Origin of the sequence: [Leptolyngbya] sp. PCC 7376 (assembly GCF_000316605.1) — a bacterium.
Classification (GTDB): domain Bacteria; phylum Cyanobacteriota; class Cyanobacteriia; order Cyanobacteriales; family MRBY01; genus MRBY01.
In genome coordinates, this window is record NC_019683.1 from 2,213,749 (window position 1) to 2,240,386 (window position 26,638).

Genomic DNA, 26,638 nt, shown 5'->3' on the forward strand with positions numbered 1-26,638 from the left:
CGATTGCCCTAGATGCGATAGGAAATTATAAGCCCCACAGGCGATCACAACCATGTAACAACAGCAGCACACTTCATAGGCTATTTACTATGGTTTCAAGATAATCATTGACCAAAGCCTATGCCACCGCTACACTGAACGTTGTAGCCCGATGGATAGGTATATTTCTTGATTCCTGCGACATTACATCAACTTAAGGTTTTTGAAACAGCAGCACGACATGGCAGTTTCACAAAAGCAGCAGCAGAACTGTCGATTACCCAACCCACCGTTTCAGGTCAGATCAAGCAATTAACCCAAACCATTGGTATGCCTTTGTTTGAGCATATTGGGCGTAAGCTTTATCTCACAGAAGCAGGTACCGAGCTACTGTCTACTTGCCAAAATGTGTTTGAGCAATTAGACAATTTTGAAATGAAATTGGCAGCCCTACAAGGCGCAAAACGTGGTCAACTCCGCCTCGGCGTAATTACAACAACAAAATATTTTGTCCCGCGCATTTTAGGGGAATTTTGCCAAAGTTACCCCAATATTGATGTGTCGCTACAGGTCATCAACCACCAAAAGCTCCATGACCGCATGGCAGACAATAAAGATGATCTCTATATCCTCAGTAATTTGCCAGGAGATCTCGAAGTCCATTCAGAAGCCTTTCTAGACAATCCTCTAGTTGTAGTCGCGCGCGCAGATCATCCCCTCGCTAACAAGAAAAATATTCCCATTGCGGCATTGGAAGGCGTTGATTTTATTTCACGGGAAATGGGTTCCGGTACGAGACGAGCAGTGGAAAAATTATTTGGTGAGAATGATGTTTCAGTGCAGGTGCGTTTAGAGCTAGGTTCTAACGAAGCGATTAAACAGGCGATCGCCGGAGGATTGGGCATTTCTGTTTTATCTCGCCATACCCTCATCACAGAGCCACCCAACGGAGAATTAACCGTGTTGGATGTGAAGCATTTCCCCATCAAGCGAGAATGGTATGTAGCCCACCTTGCTGGCAAACAATTGTCTGTTATTGCCGCCGCATTCCTCGAATTTATGTTGAAGTCGAGCCAAACAACCATCGAAAATTCCAGTCGGCGATCGCTCGCTTTACAGGCCTAAAGACTTAACAAAAACTATCTAGAAACACTCCTGTCGATAAGCATCTAAATACTCTTGATATTGACGGTAAATCGTCCACGCCGGCACTGAAGAGAAGAAATCATCGACAGGTTGATATTGTTTTGTTGTATACTCACGCCGAATTTCTGACAGTGTCAGGAAAGAACTTTCCCAAGCAATCAGATGCTTAATGAGCTCATTAAATTTTCGTACTGAACTCTGATGACGGTGCTTGAGAGCCACATACTGCAGCATACGAGCATAGGAATTTGGAGAATTTAACCTAGATGGCAAACTCAGCACTTTCCCTAACTGCTCAAAATCTGCTTGATTTTGTCGCACGATAATAGCGATTTTCCGTAGATCACTAAGATCGCCCTTGCGAATCGTCTTAGTGATTTTAGAAATATTGGAGAGCATCGTATAGTAACGCGTGCGACTACGTTTAAATGCTCTTAACAACTCCAGACCCAAGTTATGTCGCACAACAATCTCAAGGGCAGCAACATAATCTTTCATTACGAGATGCCCTTCATTAGTTTTGATTTTTTTTGAAATTTTTTTGAAGGCAACACGAATCAATTTCAAAGTTTTCTTTTTGTCGTAAGACTTTGCCAAAAGCTGACCAATAAACTTATAGAATTTTTGTTGACTAGAGCTACGAAACCGCATCTCCGTTTGTTCAATTAGCAGAAAACTATCTTTTACAGCTAGTCCAACTTCCAATAACTTTACTGCTTTATTAAGCCCTTTATATTTCCCATGGCCTAGGGTGAGATCTCGCTTGATCCTCAGAAACTTCACGAATTCACGATTATCAAATTTTTCCAGTTGAATACGTTGAATATGCCAAGCTTTCGTTGATAAATCCCGGTATGTTTTGTGATGAAACTGAATAATCGATTTAGGGACAGGTTGTCCAGTAATACGACCAACCATTCGATCAAAAAAGCCAGAGGAATTCCCTGTGTCCGTTATGCTGGAAGTCTTTTGATAATTTGATGCAACCATTGGTCTCGAATAATTACTAGAACAATATTTCTCTCGTTTTTTGTTTTGATCTAACAGAGTGATCTATATCGTGCGGCCTTAAACATAGGTACCAGATCAATATCTACGGGAGAATCTTGAGTTCTTCCGGAACGGTCAAACGTTTTAGTGATAGAGATGTGTTGGCTTAGCTATATCTGCCTCGCGACACTTAAACGATATGGGCTACGCATTTCTTTCCGGATACTCTTGTGACAGTCTCCAGATCACCACATTTAAGTAATTTTTCAACTTCTATTGCATATACCCAAATCCTTTGTTCTTGAGGGCTTTGAGCAATTATTTTGTACATCAAAAGAGAACTTTGAGAAGGACAGTCTCAAATTCGTCCAAATACAATGATGAGAGAATTCAGTTTTCTTATGGCAACTGCTCTCAAATTCATGTCGCAGTTAAATCAAAAATCGCTAGTCGGCGATCGCCAATCTTGCCGACCTAGGTGGCCAAGGAATTCTCCACTGATAAAAAAGCCCAAACTGCCTTCCTTGATGCCCTGACCCCGGAAGACAGTTTATTCGGCAAAAAATTTTTAACTCTCAAAAATAAAGATGCTTGTTCAATACCTTCTAATTACGCAACCTTATCTTTTACTTTCGAAGGTATAGACATAGCCTGATCATATTTATCTTGATCATAATAATGCAGCGTACGAATCGGATAAGGAATACGAATATTGGCTTCATCTAGTGCTTCTTTAATTGCAACAATGGCATCCGTTTGAATTCGACGAACATTACGTTGTTGAGGTGCTGTCCAGTAGCGCAAAATAAAATCAATTGAACTATCGCCAAAATTCACCAGATCAATTTCTGGCGGTGGTTCAGAAAATACACCATTTAAATCATTAATTGTTTCTTGCAAGATCTTTTTTGCAATTGGCAAAGGCGTATGGTAATCAACCCCGACTTCCAAATCTGTACGTCTTGCATCGTAGGCTGTCTTTACCTTGACAGCATCAGTAAAAACATCTGCATTAGGCAACAAAACTTTTTCTCCCTGATAGGTACGGATATGAGTTGTTCTAATATTAATATTTTTAATAACGCCATCATAGCCATTAATAGAAATCTCATCGCCAATCCGAAAAGGCTCTTCTACTAAGATAATAATGCCGGCCAAAAAGTTTTTAACAATATCCTGAAATGCAAAACCAATAGCAATCGAACCAATTCCAAGGGTCGCAATAATATCCCCTAAACGCAGACCCGGGAAACTTATCACACAGGCAAAGAGCACACCAACAATCCAAATACCGACATAACTCGCCTTATCAGCTAAGATTTGTAGGGAGCGATTTTTTATGGTTTTCTCAGCGATCTCATGGACAATTTTCTGAGAGAATTCAGTTACATATCTCGTAAAAAAAAGGATGATAAGTCCTCCGATAATACCAGGAATTCTCTGAATCCCAATACTTAAGATGGACTGAAGACTATCAACAATCGTATCTGTAAATTGATCCATAATATCAGAGCGAATTACCACCTAAGCTACTTGACTTTATGCTCTGAATCATAGTGATTCTTTTTGGCTATTGATAATCCAGCAAAAGAAAGAAAGACACCTCAAAACCATAGTTCCCAGGTGGTCTTTTGTCTATATTTAGTTGATGTATTTCAGGGAATATTTTTAGTATTATTCTGTCTCAGACTTAGCATCAGGAGTGTTAACGAGAGAAAGTTTAGCTTCATATTCCTCTGGAGTCAGAGCACCGGAAAATGTCTCCATTTTCCCAGTTTCTGTGGAGGCCAAAATAAAGAAAGGTGTCCCATTTAATTGCAACTGTTGAGCTAGCTCAAGGTCTTTTTGGATTGTGGGTTCGGCAGCAATAATATCAGCTTGAAATTTTTCGAGATTCAAGTCTAGCTCTTGTGCAATTTCTTCGTAGAGGCGATCGCCTAACTGATTTTGGCTTTCGAAAAGACGGTCGTGATATTCCCAGAACTTATCCTGTTGGTGTGCCGCCCAAGATGCTTGTGCCGCCGGGATAGCTTGGGGGTGGATCTGTTGCAATGGCAAGTGCTTATAGGCAAGCGTCACCGTATCGCCATTTTTCTCCATAAAGGTTTTGATGGAGCTGTGGGCATTGGCACAGAACGGACATTCAAAATCAGAAAATTCGATTAAAACGACTTTAAAGTCTTCAGACCCCATCACTGGAGCATCTCCAACAACCTCTTTCGGGTTGGTGGTCATTGTCTGCTGAAATTCTTGGGCGATCGCCTGTTGCTGTTCCTGCTGAGCCTGCTGTTGCTCCTGTTGATATTTCTGAACCGCTTCAAGAATTGCCTCAGGATTATTGCGGATAATCTCTAAAACTTGCTCCTCTAACTCTTTATCCGCTGGGCTATCTGCTTGTGCATCATCTTCAGGTGTACAACTCCACAGACCTGTACTGAGCAAAAGGACAGCAAAAAAGGCAAGCATTTTCCGAGAAAATCCTTGCCGAGATAAAGATAAAAGTGTCATTAGATTCCAGGGAAAAAATATCGTCCCTAGTTTAACTAAAACAACACCTTTTTTAGAGCCGCCAAAAGTAACATTACGTTTTCGGCACGAGCATTATGACCCATGAGACCCACACGCCAAACCTTGCCTGCAAGATCTCCGAGACCACCAGCAATTTCGATGTTGTAGTCTGCCATTAATTGTTTTGCAACAGCAGCACCATCAACACCATCAGGAATACAAACAGTGGTGAGAGTTGGGAGGCGAATCTCTTTATCGACATAGCACTTGAGGCCCATGTCTTCGAGACCTTCCCAGAATAGATCTGCCGCATCTTGGTGACGCTTCCAGCGATTTTCGAGGCCTTCCTCAGCCACCAGCATCAATGCTTCGCGGAGCGCATAATTCATATTCACAGGCGCAGTGTGGTGGTAAACCCGCTTACCAGTACCCCAATATTTACTGATCATGGACATATCCAAATACCAGTTTTTAACAGGGGTCTTGCGGTTATTTAATGCTTCGAGCGCACGGGGACCAAGAGTTAGGGGGCCAAGGCCAGGAGGGCAAGCAAGGGCTTTTTGGGTGCCGCTGTAGGCCATATCCACTCCCCATTCATCGAGGAAGAGGGGCACACCACTCAAACTGGTCACCGTGTCGATAAGCAACATGGAGCCATGTTTGTGGCAGACTTCGCTCACACCTTCGAGGGGCTGTCTTGCACCTGTAGAGGTTTCGGCGTGGACGAGCGCAAGCACTTTGGGTTCATGCTCTGCAACTGCCGCAGTGATTTCCTCCAGGGTAAAAGCTTTACCCCAATCCGTAGAGAATGTACGAATGTCTGCGCCATAGCGGCTTGCCATATCCACAAGGCGATGACCGAAATAGCCATTCATACCCACTAGAACAACATCGCCAGGTTCAACAGTATTAGCGAGGGTCGCTTCCATCGCGGCACTACCTGTACCACTAGCGGAAATAGTGAATTCGTTAGAGGTCTGCCAGGTGTAGCGCAGCAGATCTTTGACTTCATTCATGATCTCCAAATACTTGGGATCGAGGTGACCAATAGGAGGCATTGCCAATGCGCCTAAAACTCGCGGGTGAGCATTGGAGGGGCCAGGGCCGAGGAGAAGGCGAGGCGGTAAATCGAGTTGGTCGACTTTCTTGAGATATTTTTCGCTAACGGTGGGGCGATCGCTCATGGGCTACAAGCTCTTTTATAAAAGCAAACTGTAAAAAATTTAACGAGATTCATTTTCCCACATCGGCGAAGCTCTCTTTACAGAGACAGAATTCCCGTAGCGTTTCTACAAAATCACGGCGATCGCCTTGCTACAATAATTTCCTTAAGGCGCTTTTAGCCTATATTTTGAAAGTTTTATTTTTCACAATTAATCAACAATAAATCGTCATGACTGAAACGCCAGAAAACATAACGACAGAGCAGGGGCAGGAAGAGCAAGGCTCGAAAGCCCGCCAACTGCTTGGGATGAAAGGAGCCGCCGACGGTGAAACATCCATCTGGAAAATCCGCCTCCAGCTCATGAAGCCCATCACTTGGATTCCACTAATTTGGGGCGTTGTCTGCGGTGCAGCATCCTCTGGCGGTTATGTCTGGAATATCGAAAATTTTGCGATGGCAATGACTTGTATGTTGCTATCTGGGCCACTCCTCACTGGCTATACCCAAACCCTAAACGATTACTATGATCGCGAAATCGATGCGATCAATGAACCATATCGCCCGATTCCTTCAGGAGCAATTTCGGTGCCTCAGGTTGTGGCGCAAATCCTAATCCTCTTAGGTGCTGGTATTGCTTTAAGTTACGGGCTCGATGTGTGGGCAGGTCACGATTTCCCAATTATGTTGGTGCTCACCTTGGGTGGTTCTTTTGTCGCATATATCTACTCTGCGCCTCCACTCAAACTCAAGCAAAATGGCTGGCTCGGAAACTACGCTCTCGGTGCAAGTTATATTGCTTTGCCTTGGTGGGCTGGCCACGCTTTGTTCGGGACGCTCACTCCTACCGTGATGGTTGTGACGCTCATCTACAGTTTTGCCGGTCTCGGTATTGCGGTTGTGAATGACTTTAAGAGTGTCGAAGGTGATGAAGAGCTTGGCCTCAAATCTTTACCTGTGATGTTCGGTGTAGGTACAGCTGCTTGGATTTGCGTGATTATGATTGATGCTTTTCAAGCGGGAATCGCTGGTTATCTCGTCAGTATCCATGAGCAAATCTATGCGTTGATTCTATTACTCTTAGTGATTCCGCAGATTACGTTCCAGAACATTTATTTCCTACCCGACCCTCTAAATAATGACGTGAAATATCAGGCCAGTGCTCAGCCTTTCCTCGTTTTGGGCATGTTGGTCGCTGGTTTGGCGATGGGTCACGCTGGTATCTAAGGCTCAATCACAAACATCATCAATTTTGTCGATCCTCCTTTGACTGTAAAGGAGAATTTGGAGAGTTTCAAGAGAGTAATGTTAAACGCCAATTGCGCAGTAGCTCAATACTTCCATTCACTCTAAATTTCGCAAACAGTGCCATGCTCAAGTCCACCATGTGTTTTGATTTAGAGACGACCTTCGTCCTGCGATGAAACCGAGCAAACCAATGGCGATTGTCTGAGTTGTTTCTCTCAATTGCTATTGTCTCTTTCTTGCTAATGACATGAAAAGCATCTGGGTGATTCTCTAATAGCTGTTGATAGGGTTTCCAATTATCGGTGCAATAGACAGTGATTTGCCATTGCGAGAACCGCTCTAGTAAATGACCTAAAGTTCGACTATCACGACTTCCCAATTCCCAGTCAATGAGTCGCCCAGTATTACGGTCATATGCTTTCCAGACCCAAAGTTTGTTTTTTTCTCTTGGATAAAATGCCATAGCTCATCTAGCTCCACCACGACAGCAGACTCAGGAGTGGGCTTTTCATAATTGGCTTCACCGAAATCTCTTACCCAATTGAGCACTGATTGAGCTGATACACCGAGAATCTTGGCTGTCGCATTCATGGACATACCACTCATATACATCAATACAGCTTCTAATTTCATCCAGAGAGGCTTGCCCCGCTCTTTAGAAAAGCTTGTAAATTGATAATTGCACTGCTTACACTTAAATCGTTGACGATTTTTAGCGAATCCACTTTTGATGATGTCTTGAGCATTACATTGGGGACAGTGAATTGTCATAGCGAGACTTCCAAGGAAACGACTCACTCCATTTTGCTATAGCATTACTTACTTGAAACTCTCAAAATAACATTGCCAACAGCTCACTATTTGCCACAATAGTTTGAAGGTCAGAGCACTTCTATCTCCGATGCTCCATGCCAAAATACCGGGTTTGAAATGGTCTACGGCTGTCCATATGCAGACTTTGTTTTTTTCGAGCCGACGAATGTTTGTAATTCATCTATCTCGCCTACTTGCGGTGTCGATTCCGGGTCATAGGCATCAGGCAAAATAGTACTAACTTGTTTCACCCAATGAAGAATCGTGGTGTGGTGAATATCAGTGACTCGCGCAATTGCTCTTAATCCCATGCCATTGCCATACATTTTGAGGCAGAGGCGGCGGACATCGTCACTATAACCACGGTGAGTTTGGGGATGAGCAACGAATTGGCGACCACAATCTTTACACTTATGGTTTTGCTTGCCATGACGAAAGCCGTTTTTGCAGATATGCTCTGAATGGCATTCAGGACAGTTCATTTTTTATTTGACAGCTTACTCCTCCTCTCTCATTTCACCAACGCCGGTCATGGGAGAAGGTGGTGGACTGGTTATCAACTTCCACAATATGCACTTTCTCCTTTTTCTTTCTTATCCCGAACTCACGTTATTTAAATAATTCAATTCAGAAAAATGGCTCTACTTAAAAAATTTGAACATAAAGTTTATTCCCAAAATGGTGAAGATGGCATCATTTCATTTCTCCTAGACCAAGTAGGCCGAGACAAAAAATATTACGTCGAATTTGGGGCCTCGGATGGCAATGAATGCAACACTCATTATTTACGTAAACATGCAGGATTCCAAGGTTTATTGATGGATGGTGGCTATGAAAATCATGATATTGGCTTATATCAAGAAATGATCTTCAAAGACAATATCAATCAACTATTTCATAAATATAAAGTACCTAATGAATTTGAGCTGCTGTCTATAGATGTTGATGGTAATGACTTGTGGTTATGGAAAACTCTTGATGAAAAATATCAACCCAAAATTGTCATCATGGAATACAATGGCCATCTGCCCCCGCCATTGAGCGCCACAATGCCTTATTCAACAGAGCATTCATGGGATGGGACTTGTTATTATGGTGCTTCACTATCTGCCTTAGAAATCCTTGCCAAAGAAAAAGGCTACACATTAGTTGGGTGTGATTCTAAAGGAATTAATGCTTTTTTTATACGTAATGACTATGTGTCTAGACTAACCAAATCATTTGCATTACCAAAGCAAATATCTGAAGCTTTCGTCCCAGCAAATTGTGGGTGTGTATATTACATTACACTAGACAATCCTTATGGCCAAACAAGGTATGATCTCTGTGGCTATACTCTTTATGGTCATGGCAGGATCGATCAATCAAAAGTTCAATTTGTTGAATATCCGTCTGGCGAAACTTTAATTATTCCAGAAATTGACATCAATTTTCCCTAAGAGAATGTTTAGAAAGTCTGTTTTGAAAACTAATACCTGGATGATTACACTCAAGTAATCTTCTAAAATCCCTATTCTTTTATCAGGTGGGCAATGACAAAAGTTACGTCCAGACCCCTTTCAGACAACCTCTATGAATAATTCCGTAATTATTAATCTTTTTCAAGACTATTTTTAAGAGATAAATAAGTCAAAAAGTGTTTATTGCGGAAATAAAAACTACTTTTAACATTTTAAATCTATGTCTATCCTCAAAAAATTTGAACATAAAATTTATTCTCAAAATGGAGAAGATGGCATTATTGCATTCCTCCTAGATATTGTTGGCCGAAGAAATAAATATTACGTCGAATTTGGTGCAGCAGATGGGAATGAGTGTAATACAAGATACTTGAGAGAACATGCCGGATTTCAAGGCTTATTAATGGATGGTGGACACGAAAATCTTGATATTGATTTGTATCAAGAAATGATTTATCGAGACAATATTAATGAGTTGTTTTTTAAATACAAAGTTCCGAATGAATTTGAACTATTATCTATTGATGTTGATGGCAATGATCTATGGCTATGGGAAGCCTTAGACGAAAAATATCAACCTCGTATTGTGATCATGGAATTCAATGGTGCACTACCTCCTCCGATTTCCGTAACTATTCCATACGATGCTTCACACCAATGGGATGGCACATCGTATATAGGAGCTTCATTGGGAGCATTAGATATCTTGGCGAAGAAAAAAGGCTATACGCTTGTTGGATGTGATTCTAGCGGAGTTAATTCATTTTTTATTCGTGATGACTTTAGAGAAACATTACAAAAATGCGAAAGCATTCCTTCTCTTAAAGAAGCTTTTGCTCCTGCTGCCCATGCAAATTATTGTACAGGGGGAACCACAAGGTTTCAGATCAACGGCTATACAATGCATTCTCATCTGAAGTTTAATCAACAAGAACGACAATTTGTCGAATATCCTTCCGGAAAACCGATTGTCATCGATGGCATCGACCAAGGCATATTTCTCACACTAGAGGAAATTGGACTTTCTTAAGAAGTAGCTAAGTTTATGAACTAACTCTATCTAATTAGATCAAAGCCTTCTAAAGCTGAACTAGTATTCTGAATAAAAGGTTGTCTGAAAAGTCTTTATGTTCGATAAATGCTGCGTAAATTCCGCCAGGTTGATCGCCTGAAGTGCTTATTTTTACGTGCAACTCATTTCGACAAAAGTTACGGTCAGACCCTTTTCAGACATCCTCTAAGCTACATAAATTTTCGGTAGAATACTGGCTTATATCACCGTATTTTTGACACTCTATCGTTTTACTTATTTGGCGATCACTTTCTATATTCAAAAGCAAAAAAATATCTCCTAGACTTGAAATTAGAGTCTCTTTGATCACAACGAAACGAATTGAGACTGGTTACAATTCATACTGAATTTTTCTTTCAAAGGCGATCACCTCTTTAATACTATAGCAGGCAAGGAGTGGGTTAAGACAGAATAGGATAGAAGCAATAAACATAGATGCCATGCCTGCTCCCCATAGTCTTGATTTACGCCTAAAAGCTGTTGCCGCCTTCGATAAAGGTGAACGAAAAAGTGATATAGCAGGCAAGGAGTGGGTTAAGACAGAATAGGATAGAAGCAATAAACATAGATGCCATGCCTGCTCCCCATAGTCTTGATTTACGCCTAAAAGCTGTTGCCGCCTTCGATAAAGGTGAACGAAAAAGTGATATCTGTCGCTTCTTTGGTATTAGCCGAAATACGCTAGACCTGTGGCTGAAACGACGAGAGAAAATCGGTTCAGTCGCTCCGAAGACAGATTACCGTCGAGGCCCTCAACCGAAGATTAATGATCTAGATGCTTTTCGTGCTTTTGCAGAGAAATATGGGCATCTAACCCAGAAGGAAATGGCGGAGAAATGGCCAGAGTCTATTAGTGATGCATCCAGACGTGAAGCTCTACGGAAAATTGAATTTACTCGAAAAAAAAGACCTATCGATATCAAGAGAGAGATAAAGAATTAGAAAAAGCATTTGTGGCACAACTGAAGCAGTATGTCCAAGAACGACTCGTATATATCGATGAAAGTGGATTTGATAATACCTTAGATTATGGGTATGGCTACTGCCATAAGTCAGAGAGGTTTATCGCAGAGAAGTTAGGTCATCGTACAGAACGAGTTAGCGTGATTGGAGGATGGCGAGAGGGAGAGCAGATAGCACCGATGGTATTTGAGGGCTATGCCAACAGCGCCTTAGTTTGCCAATGGGTAGAGGATTGCTTAGTGCCAGAGTTGATTCCGGGTCAAATTATTATTCTGGATAATGCCAGTGTTCATCCAAAGGAAAGAATACAAACATTGGTGGCGAAGGCAGGATGTGAAGTGATATTTTTGCCACCCTACTCACCACACCTGAACAAGATAGAGAAGTTTTGGGGGAGGTTAAAGAAGGAGGTAAGTAAGCTCATCAAGAAGACTGAGGATTTGTTCGATGCCATCAGAATAGCCTTCTGTTCTATGTCCTAACCTTCTCCTTCGCTGCTATAGTCGGATTTGCAATGCCTTGTCTGGCAATGTCAAAAGCTATGCCGTGGTCTGGCGATGTTCGAATAAACGGCGAACCAACAGTTGTGTTGATCGTGCAATCAAAAGCCATTAGTTTTATTTATTTGGCGATCACCTTCTGGATTCAAAAGAAAAAAGGGCGTTGTAGAATAGAGGTATGAATCTATGAGCATTGGGGGACAGGGACAATATCAGCAACAAGGGTATCAGGAAAAATATTACGTGCTGCATCGAGAGTGTAAGACATTAAGATTTACTCCTTGGATATCTGATTTACAGATAAAAAGTATTGTGTGTTCTTCAAGTCAAGCTTGATATACAAATCACAACACAAAGTTGCATTTCTTTGTGAGTTGCCTTGCGACTGATCATTCTTGGCGATCGCCTGGGTGCTTTTTTGTTCTGTTGACCTCTTGCAAAAGGTTATGGCAATTCAAAGTTGTAGAGACCAGCAATGAGATTGAGTCTTAATCCCCATCTCCGACGGCGGTTACGATATCGACTGGATAATATACGAAATCTTTTGAGCATTCTGAATACCATCTCAATGATGATTCTTTGAGCTGCTAAGAGGATGTTTGAAAAAGGTATCGCAAGCAGAAAAAAAGAGATTTAGTCTATAGAAGTACTGAAATCTCTGAATAAAATCATGTCTGAATCATATCCAACAAATCTCAGTGATGACCAGTGGCATCTCCTAAAACCATTATTGTCATCAGTAAAGTCTGGAGGAAGACCTCGCTCCGTTGACTTGAGACAGGTGGTGAATGCCCTGCTGTATATCCTGATGGGAGGGATTGCCTGGCGTTCCTTGCCCTATGACTTTCCCAAATGGCAAACAGTCTATTGGTACTTTGCCCAATGGCGCGATGATGGCACCCTCGAATGTATCAATCAGACCCTCTACGAGTATGAGCGTACAGCTAATCATGACCGCCCTCCTCTCCTAGCTATGTGGTGGTGGATTCTCAGTCGGTGGATAGTGCCTCGATGATTCATGAGCACGTTGGGATTGACGGCAATAAACGGGTAAAGGGGAGGAAACGACACATCATAGGAGATAGCCTTGGTCTTTTGATGGTTGCTGTTGTCACTGCCGCTAATGTTAGTGATACACAAGGATTACGACTGCTATTAGAGAGATTACGACAGAGTTCATTCAATTTTCAACGATGGTATTTGCTCTATGTCGATGGAGGCTATCGAGGTCAGGCGCTCTGCCATTGGGTAATGGATACTTTTGGCGTTATTTTGCAGATGGTGCTGCGCCCATCTGAACGCAAAGACTTCTGCTTACTCCCTCGTCGTTGGGTGATTGAGCGTACCTTTGGATGGTTTTATTGGTGTCGTCGTCTCAGCCGCGATTATGAATACACGACTGCAAGTGCGGAGGCCTTTCTCTATCTTGCTTCTATTCGGTTATTACTGAGAAGACTTGCTTAAAACTTTTACTTTTCAAACATCCTCTAAGAGCTGATTCTCCTGTTTCTGCTCCGCACCTTTAGGCTTCTTGTGAGGAGTGTGACTCCGCTGATGTCGCTTGTGTAGACCTTGATATCCAGCGTCGGCAAGGCAGAGTTGTCCCTGCTGAAAATGCACTCTACTCTTTTTGAGTAGTTTGAAGTCATGGGTGCTACCTTTCTCACAGTCACAACAGATAATCTGTGCCCACTGCCAAGCAATGACCATTTGGGCTTTAAGGGAATGATGCTTCTTTTTCCCTGAGTAGTAAAGACGTTGTTTTTTCGGGCTTTTCAATCGCCTGTTCTGTGGCATCAATGACCATCACCACTACTGTTAGAGATAACTCTTCTGAACCATGGAGCTGTTTCATGCCGGGTAAGTGGAAATCGGTTTCTTTGATGAGTGTATTCTCTGTTTTTTTGCACCATGCGACAAACTGTTGATTCATGAATGCCCCATGATTGAGCGATAGGAAAATAAGTGCGATATTCCCTCAGATATTCCAAGGTGAGGAGTAACTGATTTTCCAGGGATAAAACACTGGGACGACCGGGTTTTTGCTTTGCTTTAGCTTCTGCTAGGACTTCGACCAGACGATTGAAGGTCTGAAGTTTAACTCCACAGGCTCTCCTGAATTGTTCTGGAGATAAATGTTGGAGCTGTTCGTAAGTTGGCCTTTTTATCGCTATGGCTCTGATACTTTCCTCTTTTTTACCTACTCTCACCCCTTTTGCAAGAGGTCATGTGAATACTGGGCTGAATCTTCTACAATTTTTTTATCTCATTACCTCAGGTGGCTTGAGTTATGGCACAGCAACTAGCCGGCTATAAAAATCGATTGACAGAGTTTATTGGGAAGTATCGTAATCAAGCAGATTTTTTGTCGATTCGTTTGGAGCAGTCGGAAGGTAGTAGTATTTTGCTTCGCAACACCAAAATTGAGACGATTAGTGAACATACCTCTCTTGGTGGGCAAGTGCGTGTTTGTCACAAAGGCGGCTGGGGTTTTGCTGCATTTAATAATCTCGATAATCTGCAAGTGAGAATTGAAGAAGCGATCGCCGCAGCTCGACTCATTGGCGATGATGAAACCTTGCTAGCTTCCGTTGATCCGATTAAAGCTGTTTGCATTTTGCCCCTAGCTGGTACTGATCCGCGTATTGTTTCTCTACAGCGAAAAAAAGACTTGTGTGATCATTACAATCAGTTGCTCCGGGATTACGGCAACAAAATTACGAGCACTACGGTTCGCTATGGAGACAGTACTCAATCAATTTTGCTAGTGACATCGGAAGGAACGCTTATTGAGCAATCTTGGGCTGATATGGAAATGCGTTTTGCTGCTGTGGCTCGTGATGGCGAAACGGTACAAACTGGACGCGAAACCACTGGCTCTCGCAAAGCTTTTGAAGATTTAGAAAATCTAGATAAACAGGTTGTTGGTGCAGCCCAGCGCGCCACTAATTCTTTGACTTTACCAACAGTGAAAGGTGGTACCTATACCGTTGTGATTGATCCAATTTTGACGGGACTGTTTGTCCATGAAGCCTTTGGTCATTTGTCAGAAGCAGATATGGCCTATGAAAATCCAGATATTCTCGAAACCATGAGTATGGGACGAAAATTCGGCGGTGAGGATCTACAGATTTTTGATGGTGCAGCACCGGAAGGCCATCGTGGTAGTTACATTTATGACGATGAAGGAGTTCCTGCGACGACAACACAGCTCATTAAAGATGGCGAATTGGTTGGCCGACTGCATTCTCGCGAAACTGCTGGCAAACTCAACGAAACGCCTACTGGAAACGCCCGCTGCCTGAACTATCATTACCCGCCCATTGTCCGTATGACCAATACCTGGATTGAACGGGGTGAAACACCAGTAGCTGATTTGCCCACTGATATTAAGGAAGGGGTTTACGCCAGAAACTGGCTGGGCGGCATGACCAATGGCGAAATGTTTACTTTTAGTGCCGGGGAAGCCTGGATGATCCGTGACGGCAAAATTGCTGAACCCGTTAAAGATGTCACCCTCTCTGGCAATGTTTTTAAAACCCTCAAAAATATTGAGGCGATCGCCGACGATTTTTATTGGGACGAATCTGGCGGTTGCGGCAAAGGTGGACAGAGTGGATTACCCGTTGGTTGTGGAGGCCCATCCCTGAGAATTCGTGATGTTGTTGTTGGCGGTGACGCATAACCCTGCAAGATAATGTAACGAAATTACCTTGAACTTCAAAAATAGCTGTGCCACCATATGGGTGTTCTACCGGAATAAAACCTTGCCGGGAACAGGAGGTGATGCCCATGAGTGACAGTAGTATGATCGTGGGTCTCACAGTTGGAGCATATCGGCTGTGTGCCGGGGCTGTTCTCTAAACCTCATTAATTTCTTAGGAGATTAGTGCCAGTCGTCGGAGTTCCTTCCGGCAGTCTGATTCCAACTGAAAAGAGACCCTACTAGACCGCCCTCGTTTCGTTATCTTTTTAGGTAACCCTAACGAGGGCGGATAGTTTTTTAGAGGATTTTTCCATGGCACTACTCACTGACGCAGATATTCAAACCAAACTCGCAGCTCTTCCCGATTGGCAGCGCAACGGCAACGCAATCACCAAAACCTACAAGTTTAAAAACTTTGTTGAGGCGATCGCCTTCGTCAATAGATTAGTGGAACCATCCGAAGCTGCTGATCACCATCCAGACGTCAGCATCTTCTCCTATAACAAAGTCACCATTAACCTCTCCACCCATGACCAAGGAGGCCTCACCGAGAAGGATTTTTCTCTTGCTGAAACCTTCGAAAAGCTTTAAATGAAGAAATTCTGACATTTGTCGAAAAATCAAAAAGGCAAGAATTAAGGATTTCCCAAGGAAGGCCTAAGGGCTTCTTATTGTGGTAAACCCCAATCTCTTAAGATGTCCAGTTATCTTGACCTGCATAGCTTGTATGAACGTTGTGTTTATCAAACAAAACACATCAGTTACATACTTCATATGTGAGGAAAATTAATGACAAAGTTCTGGAAATCTCTATCCACTGTCGGTGCAGCTCTCAGCGTCACTGTCGCAGGTGCAGCACAAGCAGCTCCTAACGATTCTGCAATTCTCGACCAACTCAACAACTACAGCCAAGAAGGCCGTACTGACGTTGCTCAAGTAAACAGCGTATTCCAACTCCGCGATGTTGCGCCCTCTGACTGGGCATTCGACGCACTCCGCAATCTTGTTGAGAAATACAACTGTATCGTTGGTTATCCCGATGGTACTTTCCGTGGTAACCGTCCCCTCAGTCGTTATGAGTTCGCAGCAGGCCTCAACGCTTGTATGCAACAAATTGAGCGTCTAATCGTTGGTGGTGGTACTGACGTAGATGCAGCAGACATCACTCGTCTCCGCGCTCTCGTTCAGGAATTCGAAGCTGAACTTGCAACTCTCGGTGCACGTGTAGACGACATCGAAGGCCGAGTTGAGTTTCTCGAAGACAATCAGTTCTCCACTACAACTAAACTCACAGGTGAAGTTGTTTTCGGCTTAACAGATAGTTTTGGAGATACTTCTGCCCGTGACAACGGTAGAAATAATATCAATAACGCCACTGATGACGACACCACGGAGACTGTCTTCAACAATCGTGTTCGTCTCCAGCTCGAAACTAGCTTCACTGGTAAAGACACACTTATTACTCGCTTGACTGCAGGCAATTCAACAACCCTTGCACCTACTGGAAGTGGTGTTGGTACCCTAATTACCGACAATTTGGCAGATAACGACATTGCTGTTGACTGGTTGGCTTATTATTTCCCTGTCGGTAAAGCGAATGCTTATGTTGCTGCAGTTGCTGGTTTGCAAAGCGACTATGTCAGCACAACTTTTGGCGCAAAAGGTCTTGAAGACTTAACTGGTGCAAGTGGTTCTCTGACTTATTTCGCTGCATCTAGTCCCATCTATTTGATTGGTGGTGGTGCTGGTGCCGGTATTAATTTCCCTGCTGGACCTGTTGAAATCTCTCTCGGTTATCTTGCTGATGAGCATGCTGACCCTAGTGAAGGTGCTGGCTTGTTCAACGGTGACTATGGTGCTTTAGCGCAGATTGCTTTCAATATTGGCGATCGCATCGAGCTTGGTGCTACTTATGTCAATGCTTACCAAACTGATTCTATTTTCGCTTTCGGTGGTGGTTCTGCCCTTGTTGGTAGTGCAGGTTTCCGTAATGGTGCTGGCCTAGTTAATTCTGGGGTTGACAGTCTCAATAATACTGGTGGTACTGAGTCGAATACTTTTGGTCTTCAAGGTCGTTTTGATATCACCGACAAAGTATCTCTAGCCCTTTTCGGCCTCTACTCTGACGTTAATGTTATCGGCGGTGGTGACGAAGAAATTTGGAGTTACGCTGCTAGTCTTGGCTTCAACGATTTAGGTAAAGATGGTAACGTTCTTGGCTTATCTGTGGGTGTTCCTCCTTATGTTGGTGGTAGCGCTGGCGGTGGTGACGAGACTCCCATCCAAATCGAAGGCTTCTATAAATATCAAGTTAACGACAATATCTCCGTTACTCCTGGTGTTGTCTGGATTGATAACGCTGCTGAAGGTTTCTATGGTGAAGACAGTGCTCTTCTCGGTACTGTCCGTACAACTTTCACCTTCTAAGTTTCTTAACGGCTTAAATCGTTTAAGTTTCTATTGAAGAGTAAGGAATCCTCGTCTTTGGGCGGGGTTTTCTTTTTTGAGCCTCCAGTTGCGAAATACAGGATGTTAAGAAATCTCCCAAAATTAAGCATATTAGAGACAGTTCGTACTACGTCTTCTTGAATCTCACACTATTGCGGTCTTGATTGAGGAGCTCCATATTCAAGATCACACTCCAGATCAAAATATTTTCACAGTAAAGATTAGTTGACCCATCGAAGCAGTAGACCACCATCCAGATTTCCGAATTTACTCTTACAACAAGGTCATGATTAACCTCACCATCTATGACGAAGGCAGCCTAAGTCAAAAAGACTTTGACCTTGTTGCAACCTTTGACAAACTCTAACCGTCAAAAACAATACTTCATTAAGAAGCAAAGCCGACTATCATGGCGGCAACAGATCAATAACTCATTTGTATAGGTAAAGGAGAGACTAAGAATTTCTTATTCTGAGACACCCTAATCCTGAAACCTTTGAGTTATTATCATGAATATATAGGTTAAAAGCTCGACTTCTATGCTAAACAGCAGTAGTCGATGTCGTATATCTAAATGTGTGAGGAAACAATGACTAAATTCTGGAAATCTTTATCTATTGCAGGCGCGGCTCTCAGCGTAACTGTCGCAGGTGCAGCACAAGCAGCTCCTAACAATTCTGCAATTCTCGACCAACTCAACAACTACAGCCAAGAAGGCCGTACTGACGTTGCTCAAGTAAACAGCGTATTTCAACTCCGTGACGTTGCTCCTTCCGACTGGGCATTCGACGCACTCCGTAACCTTGTTGAGAAATACAACTGTATCGTTGGTTATCCCGATGGTACTTTCCGCGGCAATCGCCCCCTCAGCCGTTATGAGTTCGCAGCAGGTCTAAACGCTTGTATGCAACAAATCGAGCGTCTAATCGTTGGTGGTGGTACTGATGTAGATGCAGCAGACATCACTCGTCTCCGCGCTCTCGTTCAAGAATTTGAAGCTGAGCTTGCAACTCTCGGTGCACGTGTAGACGACATCGAAGGTCGTGTTGAGTTCCTCGAAGACAATCAGTTCTCCACTACAACTAAGCTAAATGGTGAAGTTGTTTTCGGTATTAGCGATAGCTTTGGTGATACAGACCTTACTGATGGCAGTGATGATGACGACAGTCAAACTGTATTCAACAACAGAGTTCGTCTCCAACTTGAGACTAGCTTTACTGGGAAGGATACACTGATCACTCGTCTAACAGCCGGTAATGCAACATCCACTGTCATTGGTGCAGGTGGTGTAGGCCGCTTTACGTATGACAATGCACTAGCTGATAATGATGTTATTGTTGATTGGCTGGCTTATTACTTCCCTCTCAAGAGAGCTAATGCTTATGTAGCGGCTGTTGGTGGACTTCAAAGTGACTATGTCAGCACAACATTCGGTGCTAATGGCCTTGAAGATTACACTGGTGCTAGTGGTTCTTTGACTTTCAATGCTGCTTCTAGTCCAATTTACTTGATTGGTGGTGGCGCTGGTTTTGGTCTTAACTTCCCCGCAGGCCCAGTTGATATTTCTTTGGGTTACCTTGCTGATGATCATGCATCTCCTGCTGAAGGCGATGGTTTATTCAACGGTCAGTATGGTGCTCTTGCTCAAGTTGCATTCAACCTTGGTTCTCGTGCCGAGCTTGGTGTGACTTATGTAAACAGTTATCAAGAAGCGGGTAGCGCATTCTTTGACTTTGGTGGTGGTTCTGCATTTGCAGGTACTGTTGGTGCTAACGGCTTAGGTACTTCTGAAGCTAACACTTTCGGTGTCCAAGGTAAGTTTGACATTACAGAAAAAGTTTCCCTTGCGGCTTACGGTCTCTACTCTGATGTAGACCTCGTTGCTGGTGGTGACGAAGAGATCTGGAGCTACGGTGCTGGTGTAGCCTTCAACGACATGGGTAAAGAAGGTAATGTACTCGGTATCTTCGCTGGTGTTCCTCCCTATGTTGGTGGTTCTGCTGGTGGTGGCGATGACACTCCTGTTCAAGTTGAAGGCTTCTATAAGTATCAACTTAATGACAGCATTTCCATCACTCCTGGTGTAATCTGGTTGAATAACGCTACTGAAACTGACACCGTGGATAGCGCTCTTATCGGTACTGTCCGTACTACTTTCAAGTTCTAAGTTTCTTAACGAATTTAATCGTTTAAGTTTCTATTAGAAAGAAGAAAGCCTCACCTTCGGGTGGGGTTTTCTTTTGTGGTTTGATAGAGGTGATTCGGTATTGCGAGAGGAAGCGTTCATGGTGAGTGTCAGTGTTTTTGGTGTTGGTTTAATGGGTACACCTATTGCCCTTACATTGACCCAGTCAGGATTTAAGGTGATGGGCTACAATCGCACGGCTGCTAAATTAGTTGAACTTGATAGTAATGGTTTGGCTGTCACAACCGATGTTTCGCAGGCGATCGCCGCATCAGATTATTTGCTGTTGACCTTAAGCGATGCTAAGGCAATCGAATCTGTTTTGTTGACAGACGCCCGAGAGTTTACCAATAAAACAATTATCCAAATGGGTACAATCGCCCCCAATGAAAGTCGCGAGATTGCTAAACAGATTGAGCAAAAAGGTGGGTCTTATCTCGAAGCTCCAGTTTTAGGGAGTATTCCCCAAGCAAAAACAGGGACATTACTTGTGATGGCTGGTGGTGATGCCTCAACTTTTGAAAGCTGTTTACCGATTTTGAAAAAGTTGGGTGAAGAGCCTCGCTTAATTGGTGATGTTGGTTCTGCTGCGGCATTAAAACTCGCATTAAATCAATTAATTGCTTCATTGACAGCTGGATTTTCCTTGAGTTTGGGACTAATCAAAAAAGAGGGGGTTGATCTAGAGCAATTTATGGAAATTCTGCGAGATAGTGCTTTATATGCGCCGACTTTCGACAAAAAACTACAGCGAATGTGCGATCGCCAATTTGCGGATCCCAATTTCCCGACAAAACATCTACTAAAAGATACTGACCTTTTTTTACAGGCATCCAAGGCTGCGGGATTAAATAGTGAAGGTTTAGTCGGTATTCGGGAAATTATTGCCCAAGCTGTGGAAAATAACCTCGCCGAGTTAGATTATTCTGCGATTTATAACGTGATTACGCCGGAGTAATCTCTTTGTTGACAGTGCAATTTTTACCTTTTTCCTTCGCTTCGGCGAGGGCTTGCTCTGCAACTTCAACAAGCTGAAATAATGTTTGTTGATTGTCTGGTGTTTGGATCGAGACAACCCCTAAACTTACGGTCACAAAAGGATTAATTTCTGATTTTTCGTGAGCAATTTTTAAGAGACGCACACTGTCTTGGATATTTTCAGCAATAAATTTTGCGCCTTTGCCATCTGTTTCTGGTAGCAAAACAATGATTTCTTTATTCCCATAACGGGCGACAAGATCTGTCGGGCGTTTGGCTTGGGCTGTGATCGCTTGAGCAACTGCAAATAAACAATCATCGCTAGCCTTCTCGCCATAAACATCATTAAAATTTTCGAAATAGTCAATCTCTACCAGAATTAAGGAAGAAGGTCGCTTATGCCGAAACATTAAACGACCTTGCCGCTCCAAAAAAAGATCAAAAACCTGACGATTTGCCAGTTGAGTGAGAGGATCAACCACTGCCAATTGTTTTAATTGCTTATTACTAGTTTCGAGATGCTTGTATAGTCGGGCTTGATTGAGGAGATGCTTGACTCGCTGTTTCAAAATTGTCCAATTAATTGGCTTCGTCATAAAGTCAGTCGCCCCAGCCTCGAACGCTTGAGTGACTGACTCATCATTCCCTAACCCTGTGATCATCAGAATTGGGGTGTGATTAACTAAATTAACGGATGTTTCCGTTGTGAGTGCTGCCTCTTGAAGATTGTTCTGCTCTGATATTGATGTTTGGCTCTCAATTGCCTCAATTTCAGAAGTATTTATTTGTCGTAGTCGCTTACAAAATTCAATGCCATTCATTACGGGCATCATAAAATCAAGCAAAATAATGTCTGGGATACGCTGGTTAAAAAGCTCTAAACCCTCTTTGCCATTTTCTGCTTCTACAACTTCATATCCTTCTTTTTCCATTGCAAAGCGAATAAGACGACGCATGACGGAGTCATCATCGACAATCAAAATGAGAGGTTTATTCGGTTGTTGTTGTGGATCGATAGTCATGAATGCCAACCGAAAGTGAAATATCTCTGGGGCGATCGCCAACCTAGGAGATTAGATGTACTGATGGGAAATTATACGTCACAAAAAAGCTTCGTTAGCTTTCAGACTGATGGCATTAAGACTACTGAATTAGCTAATGAAGACGGTAAACAACTCCGTTTGTTCCTATAACTAGGCAGCGGAGCAATACAATTATGGCAAAAAAATCAGCTTCTGATGGTGTTCATCACCATTCTGTGAAGACGATGAACGATTTAATCATGTTCGACCTGGCTGACCCGGCGTACATTGAGCGTATCACTCATATTTTTGATTTTGTTCATGCTGGCATTTAATTGCTGGGCATCACGGATATCGATACTGAGAGAAATGATGGCAGGCTTACTATGACTGGTTTTAACGCCTGCTTTACGGACGTTGATATTTTGGTCACTGAGACGGGTCAAAATATCTTTTAGTACACCAACCCGGTCAATCACTTCGATACTGAGATCGACAGGATAAACAGGGGATGATTTGTGGTCATGATTAGGATTCCAATGAACAGGAATCAGGCGATCGCCTTCAAAGTTACGCATGTTATTGCAGTGACGATGGTGGATCGAAATACCCTTATGGCTCCGGGTGACAACGCCCATGATGGGTTCTCCCGGTAGTGGTGAACAGCAACCAGCCAAGCTATAGACAAGTCCTTCGATGCCTGCAATCGGATATTTATGGTTATCAGACGTTAGTGATTTTGGTGTTTTTGTGGGGTTAAGATCTGCTTCGGATTCAAATTGTGGTAGATGCTCTTCCTCTTGATCTCGCACCATATCCCGCCAGCGGTTGACCACATGTTTGAGGGTGACTTCGCCATAACCTAGAGCTGCGAGGAGATCGTCGGTGCTTTGATAGTTACACTTTTCTGCCACCGCCTGCATGTCATCGGACTTGAGAATACTGTCGAAACCGCTCTTGCCTAACTCTTTTTCAAGGAGACTTCTGCCTCGCGTTAAATTTTCATCTCGATGCGATCGTTTAAACCATTGCCGAATGCGATTTTTTGCACTTGGTGTCACGACATAATTGAGCCAGTCGAGGCTAGGATGAGCATTTTTCTGGGTGATGATTTCGACAATATCGCCATTTTTTAGGGTGGTATCTAGGACACTCCAGCGGCCATTTATGCGTGCCCCTTTCATATGATTGCCAACTTCGGTATGGATGCGATAGGCAAAATCAATAGAAGTTGCCCCTTTCGCTAAGGCAATGACATCACCGTCAGGGGTAAAGACATAGACATCATCTTCAAAGAGATTGTCCTTGAGGTTGTCGATATATTCTTTTGCATCTTGAAGGTCGCTTTGCCATTCGAGGAGTTGACGTAGCCAGGTGAATTTTTCGTCTGTGGAAGAGATGGATGCGTTGGAATGTCCTACTTCTTTATATTTCCAGTGGGCTGCGATCCCATATTCGGCGATATGGTGCATTTCCATTGTCCGAATTTGAACTTCGAGAGGGCGACCATTTAAGCCGACAACCGTTGTATGTAGGGATTGGTAGCGGTTCGGTTTTGGTAGACCGATGTAGTCCTTAAAGCGTCCGGGAATTGGCTTAAAGGCATCGTGAATTACGGCTAGAGCACGGTAACATTCATCAGTGCTCTCGACAATCACACGGATGCCTGAGATATCAAAAATTTCGTCAAATTCTTTGTGCTGCCGCTGCATTTTATCGTAAATGCTGTAGAGATGTTTGGGGCGGCCTTTAATTTCCCATACGTGTAGCTTTAGCTTGTGGAGGCGATCGCGCACAATGTCGATGGCTTCATTAACCCGGGCTTCGCGCTCAGCTCGCTTTTCAGAGATGTGATCCTGCATTGCCCGAAAAGCTTCGGATTCTAGATATTTAAAGCAAAGATCTTCGAGCTCCCATTTAAAACGCCAGATTCCTAAACGATTAGCGAGGGGGGCAAAAATCTCCTTTGTTTCTAGGGCAATCCGTTTTTGTTTGTCTGGACGTAATGGCTCTAGCGTCCGCATATTGTGGAGGCGATCGGCGAGTTTAACGACGATCACTCGAATATCCTCAGCCATAGAGAGAAACATACGGCGGAAGTTTTCTGCTTGTCTCTCTGTTTTGCTTGAAAAGGTGAATTTCGTGAGTTTAGTGACGCCTTCAACGAGTTGGCGCACTTCCTCGCCGAAATGTTCTTCGATTTCTTCGGGTGTAACGTCAGTATCTTCGACGACGTCATGCAAAAAGCCCGCTGCAATCATCGCGCTGTTGCCACCTAAATCCCGCAATAGCCCCGCTACTGCAACAGGATGCTCGATATAAGGTCTCCCTGATTTCCGTTCCTGCCCTTCGTGGAGTTCATGGGCAAACCGAAACGCCTTGCAAATGAGTTGGCGATCGCCCACAGAGATTTCTTGCACCCCTCCCCCATAGAGATAATCTTTTAGCCATGAAGGCAGAGGAATATCAAATTTTTCTGGAACAGGAATAGGAGAAACAGCCATAGATAATGCACGGTGGGGGTGGAAACAAGGAATGGAGAAACAAAGCAGATATAGAAATAGGGTGCAGCATCGTGATCGCTAAAACTGCACTGTATGTCGCTAATGTATGGCAGCATCACTGAAGATATTTTGTGATGCTGAACTATTGGAAAGATATATTAAAGCTTTTTTAATTATCTTAATTGTTACTTAAAAATCGTTTTTTGCAAAAAAAACTATTGATTGGGTGATTCGGCCATCATACTTATGACATATTTTTATGTGTTGATCGCGGCTTTGATTTCTATGGATTCCCTTGCTACTGCCTATCAGTCTCTGTACGAGCAGCTCCAGCACATTCATCAACAGGTATTGGCGCAACCCCTTGAGAAAAAGGGATTAATGACTGATGGTCAGCAATTGCTACAGCTTTGGCAAAACAATCTCGCGATGGTACAGGGAGAGCAACTATCAGAGGCTGCTCTAAATCAATGGCGATCGCTCCACACTGAGATTCACCGAGAATTACGTCTACTCAATGTTGATTTAATGTTTCTCGGACGCAGTAATTCATCTACTACCCAAACAGCTAAGCAAAAAAACGTTGGCGATCGCCTTGCAAAGTTATTGCAATATTGCACCCAAATTCAGCAGGTTATAACGTCGGGCGATCCACACAAACCGGAAGCGTAAAATGAAACTCGCTTCCTTGACCCAACGTACTATCTACCCAAATCCGTCCGTGGTGTGCCTGAATAATTCGACGACAAACCGCTAGGCCCAGGCCATAACCTTCCTTTGTCGAATCACGTTTGAGACGAAAATGTCCCTCAAAAATCTTTTCCTGCTCATCATCGGGAATGCCATGTCCGTGGTCGATGATTGTCACCTGAACTTTCTGTAGCGTGCGATGGAGCCCAATCAATTTCACTTCACCATTTTCCGAACTGTATTTAATGGCATTGTCTAGGAGATTTACAATGACCTGTCGCAATAGTTCCGCATCCCCATAAACTTCCGGTAAATCTAGAGGCACATCAACAATTAAGTTGATCGAACGGCGTTTGAAACGACTCTCAAGCTGTTTCAAAATATCCTGGCATAAGTCATTTAAATTCATGCGGCGAGGCTTAATATCGAGCTTGGTCGACAATTGTCGTGACTCATCTAAGAGTTCAGTGATCATCCGGTTCATGATCTGAAGCTGACTCTTTGCCTGTTGATAGAGTTGCTGCTTTAAATCATTTGTTTTAGCTGTTTCGGGACGCTGCGCAATAATTTCAAGGGTTTCGAGGGCGATCGATGTCCCTGTAAGCGGGCTACGTAGATCGTGGGCAAGCATTGCCAAAATCTGATCTTTAAACTCAATTTGTTTCGCGAGCTCTTCCTTTTCCCGATGTAGCTGAAAAATCTCGTCGGATAACCGCATCACATCTGCCGAATGGGAACGACGTTCTGCATCGAGTTCTGTGCTTACCGATAAATTAGAGGCCGGGCGATCGCCAAACTCCTTGTGACGTTGTCGCAAATCCGCTAGAGTATCCTGCCATTGACTCCACCATCGCTTTAAATCCGGCAAAATACTACTGCCTGCAAAAACCTGCATCGGCTTCGGAAATACCTTGACCAGCGATGGCGTTGCTACTAAACGGTATAGCTCCACCAACTGTGGCTGTTCCTTAATGTCAATGATCTCTAACGAAAAATCATGATCTTGCCCTAAAGTTTCCAGATAATCCTGCACCTGTTTGATGTCAGCACGGTGAGAAATACGAGCATCCGTAAACAACAATAACTGTAACTGCGGCACGACCGAAGTCGCCTTAAACTCGACAGGATCAGAATGATTTTCAGAAGACACAGGCTTTCTGTAGAAGAATAAACGAGCCTCAGCGCAGAGACTATCCAGTAGCGTAAACTCACCCAGATACCCCTAGCAATAACGAAGAATCGGTCTATGCACAAGCCGATCTCC

General features: G+C 43.3%; 22 protein-coding genes and 6 pseudogenes. 14 read left to right on the forward strand and 14 right to left on the reverse strand.

The features are described from left to right. Window positions 1–168 precede the first annotated feature (168 nt). On the forward strand, window positions 169–1,104 hold the full coding sequence (locus tag LEPTO7376_RS09775; protein ID WP_015134024.1) for a LysR family transcriptional regulator: 936 nt from the start codon (window positions 169–171) through the stop codon (window positions 1,102–1,104). 18 nt (window positions 1,105–1,122) lie between these two features. On the opposite strand, the gene LEPTO7376_RS09780 is transcribed toward LEPTO7376_RS09775, so the two are convergent. The 4 genes from LEPTO7376_RS09780 to LEPTO7376_RS09795 form a co-directional block, all read right to left on the reverse strand. Further along, a complete protein-coding gene (locus LEPTO7376_RS09780) occupies window positions 1,123–2,115 on the reverse strand; it encodes a hypothetical protein (protein WP_015134025.1) in 993 nt (330 codons plus the stop codon). A gap of 609 nt (window positions 2,116–2,724) precedes the next feature. Next, complete coding sequence (locus tag LEPTO7376_RS09785) at window positions 2,725–3,618, reverse strand: mechanosensitive ion channel family protein (protein ID WP_041763369.1); 894 nt, start codon at window positions 3,616–3,618, stop codon at window positions 2,725–2,727. 171 nt (window positions 3,619–3,789) lie between these two features. After that, complete coding sequence (locus tag LEPTO7376_RS09790; protein ID WP_225901195.1) at window positions 3,790–4,581, reverse strand: thioredoxin domain-containing protein; 792 nt, start codon at window positions 4,579–4,581, stop codon at window positions 3,790–3,792. Window positions 4,582–4,658: 77 nt separating this feature from the next. Then, window positions 4,659–5,807 (reverse strand): alanine--glyoxylate aminotransferase family protein, encoded by a 1,149-nt coding sequence (locus LEPTO7376_RS09795; protein ID WP_015134028.1) that lies wholly within the window; start codon window positions 5,805–5,807, stop codon window positions 4,659–4,661. 209 nt (window positions 5,808–6,016) lie between these two features. On the opposite strand from LEPTO7376_RS09795, the gene chlG reads away from it, so the two are divergent. Beyond that, window positions 6,017–7,012, forward strand: a complete 996-nt coding sequence (gene chlG / locus LEPTO7376_RS09800) for a chlorophyll synthase ChlG (RefSeq protein WP_015134029.1) — start codon at window positions 6,017–6,019, stop codon at window positions 7,010–7,012. 67 nt (window positions 7,013–7,079) lie between these two features. Here the strand turns inward: chlG and LEPTO7376_RS25690 are convergent. Together LEPTO7376_RS25690 and LEPTO7376_RS09810 are read right to left on the reverse strand one after the other, a co-directional pair. Beyond that, a protein-coding gene (locus LEPTO7376_RS25690) for an IS1 family transposase (protein ID WP_398338393.1) occupies window positions 7,080–7,804 on the reverse strand; the annotation gives its coding sequence in 2 pieces (ribosomal slippage) (window positions 7,080–7,478 and window positions 7,481–7,804; 723 coding nt in all). A 63-nt stretch (window positions 7,805–7,867) separates the two neighbouring features. Then, a pseudogene (locus tag LEPTO7376_RS09810) lies at window positions 7,868–8,328 on the reverse strand (IS1 family transposase); the annotation flags it as partial. A 153-nt stretch (window positions 8,329–8,481) separates the two neighbouring features. Between LEPTO7376_RS09810 and LEPTO7376_RS09815 the strand changes: the two are divergent. From LEPTO7376_RS09815 to LEPTO7376_RS29020, 3 genes and pseudogenes are all read left to right on the forward strand, one after another. Beyond that, a complete protein-coding gene (locus LEPTO7376_RS09815) occupies window positions 8,482–9,285 on the forward strand; it encodes a hypothetical protein (protein ID WP_015134030.1) in 804 nt (267 codons plus the stop codon). A 241-nt stretch (window positions 9,286–9,526) separates the two neighbouring features. Beyond that, on the forward strand, window positions 9,527–10,336 hold the full coding sequence (locus tag LEPTO7376_RS09820) for a hypothetical protein (protein WP_015134031.1): 810 nt from the start codon (window positions 9,527–9,529) through the stop codon (window positions 10,334–10,336). A 615-nt stretch (window positions 10,337–10,951) separates the two neighbouring features. Then, window positions 10,952–11,823, forward strand: a pseudogene (locus LEPTO7376_RS29020) (IS630 family transposase). Here the strand turns inward: LEPTO7376_RS29020 and LEPTO7376_RS24675 are convergent. Together LEPTO7376_RS24675 and LEPTO7376_RS26915 are read right to left on the reverse strand one after the other, a co-directional pair. Continuing rightward, window positions 11,813–11,962: pseudogene (locus LEPTO7376_RS24675) on the reverse strand (4-hydroxythreonine-4-phosphate dehydrogenase PdxA); the annotation flags it as partial. The pseudogenes LEPTO7376_RS29020 and LEPTO7376_RS24675 sit on opposite strands and share 11 nt — an antisense overlap. A 323-nt stretch (window positions 11,963–12,285) precedes the next feature. Beyond that, a pseudogene (locus LEPTO7376_RS26915) lies at window positions 12,286–12,444 on the reverse strand (transposase); the annotation flags it as partial. A 64-nt stretch (window positions 12,445–12,508) separates the two neighbouring features. Here LEPTO7376_RS26915 and LEPTO7376_RS09835 point away from each other — a divergent pair. Beyond that, window positions 12,509–13,305 (forward strand): annotated as a pseudogene (locus tag LEPTO7376_RS09835) (IS5 family transposase). 12 nt (window positions 13,306–13,317) lie between these two features. Here the strand turns inward: LEPTO7376_RS09835 and LEPTO7376_RS27500 are convergent. From LEPTO7376_RS27500 to LEPTO7376_RS29025, 3 genes and pseudogenes are all read right to left on the reverse strand, one after another. Further along, window positions 13,318–13,620, reverse strand: coding sequence for a transposase family protein (locus LEPTO7376_RS27500; protein ID WP_225901196.1), 303 nt, complete (start codon window positions 13,618–13,620; stop codon window positions 13,318–13,320). Then, window positions 13,559–13,774 (reverse strand): hypothetical protein, encoded by a 216-nt coding sequence (locus tag LEPTO7376_RS27505; RefSeq protein WP_225901256.1) that lies wholly within the window; start codon window positions 13,772–13,774, stop codon window positions 13,559–13,561. Before LEPTO7376_RS27505 ends, LEPTO7376_RS27500 begins: the two co-directional genes overlap by 62 nt. Window positions 13,775–13,799: 25 nt before the next feature. Continuing rightward, a pseudogene (locus LEPTO7376_RS29025) lies at window positions 13,800–14,051 on the reverse strand (IS5/IS1182 family transposase); the annotation flags it as partial. An 80-nt stretch (window positions 14,052–14,131) separates the two neighbouring features. On the opposite strand from LEPTO7376_RS29025, the gene LEPTO7376_RS09845 reads away from it, so the two are divergent. From LEPTO7376_RS09845 to LEPTO7376_RS09865, 6 genes are all read left to right on the forward strand, one after another. Further along, window positions 14,132–15,526, forward strand: a complete 1,395-nt coding sequence (locus tag LEPTO7376_RS09845; protein ID WP_015134035.1) for a TldD/PmbA family protein — start codon at window positions 14,132–14,134, stop codon at window positions 15,524–15,526. Window positions 15,527–15,859: 333 nt separating this feature from the next. Further along, window positions 15,860–16,138 (forward strand): 4a-hydroxytetrahydrobiopterin dehydratase, encoded by a 279-nt coding sequence (locus LEPTO7376_RS09850; RefSeq protein ID WP_015134036.1) that lies wholly within the window; start codon window positions 15,860–15,862, stop codon window positions 16,136–16,138. A gap of 198 nt (window positions 16,139–16,336) precedes the next feature. Further along, the gene (locus tag LEPTO7376_RS09855; protein ID WP_015134037.1) at window positions 16,337–17,974 is read left to right on the forward strand and encodes an iron uptake porin; all 1,638 of its coding nucleotides are present in this window, start codon (window positions 16,337–16,339) and stop codon (window positions 17,972–17,974) included. Between the two features lie 253 nt (window positions 17,975–18,227). Further along, on the forward strand, window positions 18,228–18,362 hold the full coding sequence (locus tag LEPTO7376_RS29030; protein ID WP_225901210.1) for a 4a-hydroxytetrahydrobiopterin dehydratase: 135 nt from the start codon (window positions 18,228–18,230) through the stop codon (window positions 18,360–18,362). Window positions 18,363–18,584: 222 nt separating this feature from the next. Further along, window positions 18,585–20,162 carry an iron uptake porin gene (locus LEPTO7376_RS09860; protein WP_015134038.1) on the forward strand — a complete coding sequence of 526 codons (1,578 nt, stop codon included), beginning with the start codon at window positions 18,585–18,587 and terminating at the stop codon, window positions 20,160–20,162. A gap of 118 nt (window positions 20,163–20,280) precedes the next feature. Beyond that, a complete protein-coding gene (locus tag LEPTO7376_RS09865) occupies window positions 20,281–21,138 on the forward strand; it encodes an NAD(P)-dependent oxidoreductase (protein WP_015134039.1) in 858 nt (285 codons plus the stop codon). Here LEPTO7376_RS09865 and LEPTO7376_RS09870 read toward each other — a convergent pair. Then, window positions 21,125–22,180: a diguanylate cyclase domain-containing protein gene (locus LEPTO7376_RS09870; RefSeq protein WP_015134040.1), complete on the reverse strand. Its 1,056-nt coding sequence runs from the start codon at window positions 22,178–22,180 to the stop codon at window positions 21,125–21,127. The two genes, LEPTO7376_RS09865 and LEPTO7376_RS09870, sit on opposite strands and share 14 nt — an antisense overlap. 15 nt (window positions 22,181–22,195) lie before the next feature. On the opposite strand from LEPTO7376_RS09870, the gene LEPTO7376_RS26355 reads away from it, so the two are divergent. Continuing rightward, window positions 22,196–22,351 (forward strand): hypothetical protein, encoded by a 156-nt coding sequence (locus LEPTO7376_RS26355; protein WP_160148433.1) that lies wholly within the window; start codon window positions 22,196–22,198, stop codon window positions 22,349–22,351. 83 nt (window positions 22,352–22,434) lie between these two features. Here LEPTO7376_RS26355 and LEPTO7376_RS09875 read toward each other — a convergent pair whose 3' ends face one another. Further along, a complete protein-coding gene (locus tag LEPTO7376_RS09875) occupies window positions 22,435–24,684 on the reverse strand; it encodes a bifunctional (p)ppGpp synthetase/guanosine-3',5'-bis(diphosphate) 3'-pyrophosphohydrolase (RefSeq protein WP_015134041.1) in 2,250 nt (749 codons plus the stop codon). 246 nt (window positions 24,685–24,930) lie between these two features. Between LEPTO7376_RS09875 and patD the strand changes: the two genes are divergently transcribed. Next, window positions 24,931–25,356, forward strand: a complete 426-nt coding sequence (gene patD, locus LEPTO7376_RS09880; RefSeq protein ID WP_015134042.1) for a heterocyst frequency control protein PatD — start codon at window positions 24,931–24,933, stop codon at window positions 25,354–25,356. Here patD and LEPTO7376_RS09885 read toward each other — a convergent pair. Beyond that, complete coding sequence (locus LEPTO7376_RS09885; RefSeq protein WP_015134043.1) at window positions 25,319–26,524, reverse strand: histidine kinase; 1,206 nt, start codon at window positions 26,522–26,524, stop codon at window positions 25,319–25,321. The genes patD and LEPTO7376_RS09885 overlap by 38 nt on opposite strands. Window positions 26,525–26,638: the final 114 nt, after the last annotated feature.

Excerpts from the sequence above, each read along its gene's own strand:
- LEPTO7376_RS09780 (WP_015134025.1), bottom strand. The coding sequence starts at position 2,115 with ATGGTTGCATCAAATTATCAAAAGACTTCCAGCATAACGGACACAGGG.
- LEPTO7376_RS09785 (WP_041763369.1), bottom strand. The coding sequence starts at position 3,618 with ATGGATCAATTTACAGATACGATTGTTGATAGTCTTCAGTCCATCTTA.
- LEPTO7376_RS09790 (WP_225901195.1), bottom strand. The coding sequence starts at position 4,581 with ATGCTTGCCTTTTTTGCTGTCCTTTTGCTCAGTACAGGTCTGTGGAGT.
- LEPTO7376_RS09795 (WP_015134028.1), bottom strand. The coding sequence starts at position 5,807 with ATGAGCGATCGCCCCACCGTTAGCGAAAAATATCTCAAGAAAGTCGAC.
- chlG (WP_015134029.1), top strand. The coding sequence starts at position 6,017 with ATGACTGAAACGCCAGAAAACATAACGACAGAGCAGGGGCAGGAAGAG.
- LEPTO7376_RS09815 (WP_015134030.1), top strand. The coding sequence starts at position 8,482 with ATGGCTCTACTTAAAAAATTTGAACATAAAGTTTATTCCCAAAATGGT.
- LEPTO7376_RS09820 (WP_015134031.1), top strand. The coding sequence starts at position 9,527 with ATGTCTATCCTCAAAAAATTTGAACATAAAATTTATTCTCAAAATGGA.
- LEPTO7376_RS27505 (WP_225901256.1), bottom strand. The coding sequence starts at position 13,774 with ATGAATCAACAGTTTGTCGCATGGTGCAAAAAAACAGAGAATACACTC.
- LEPTO7376_RS09845 (WP_015134035.1), top strand. The coding sequence starts at position 14,132 with ATGGCACAGCAACTAGCCGGCTATAAAAATCGATTGACAGAGTTTATT.
- LEPTO7376_RS09850 (WP_015134036.1), top strand. The coding sequence starts at position 15,860 with ATGGCACTACTCACTGACGCAGATATTCAAACCAAACTCGCAGCTCTT.
- LEPTO7376_RS09855 (WP_015134037.1), top strand. The coding sequence starts at position 16,337 with ATGACAAAGTTCTGGAAATCTCTATCCACTGTCGGTGCAGCTCTCAGC.
- LEPTO7376_RS09860 (WP_015134038.1), top strand. The coding sequence starts at position 18,585 with ATGACTAAATTCTGGAAATCTTTATCTATTGCAGGCGCGGCTCTCAGC.
- LEPTO7376_RS09865 (WP_015134039.1), top strand. The coding sequence starts at position 20,281 with ATGGTGAGTGTCAGTGTTTTTGGTGTTGGTTTAATGGGTACACCTATT.
- LEPTO7376_RS09870 (WP_015134040.1), bottom strand. The coding sequence starts at position 22,180 with ATGACTATCGATCCACAACAACAACCGAATAAACCTCTCATTTTGATT.
- LEPTO7376_RS09875 (WP_015134041.1), bottom strand. The coding sequence starts at position 24,684 with ATGGCTGTTTCTCCTATTCCTGTTCCAGAAAAATTTGATATTCCTCTG.
- patD (WP_015134042.1), top strand. The coding sequence starts at position 24,931 with ATGACATATTTTTATGTGTTGATCGCGGCTTTGATTTCTATGGATTCC.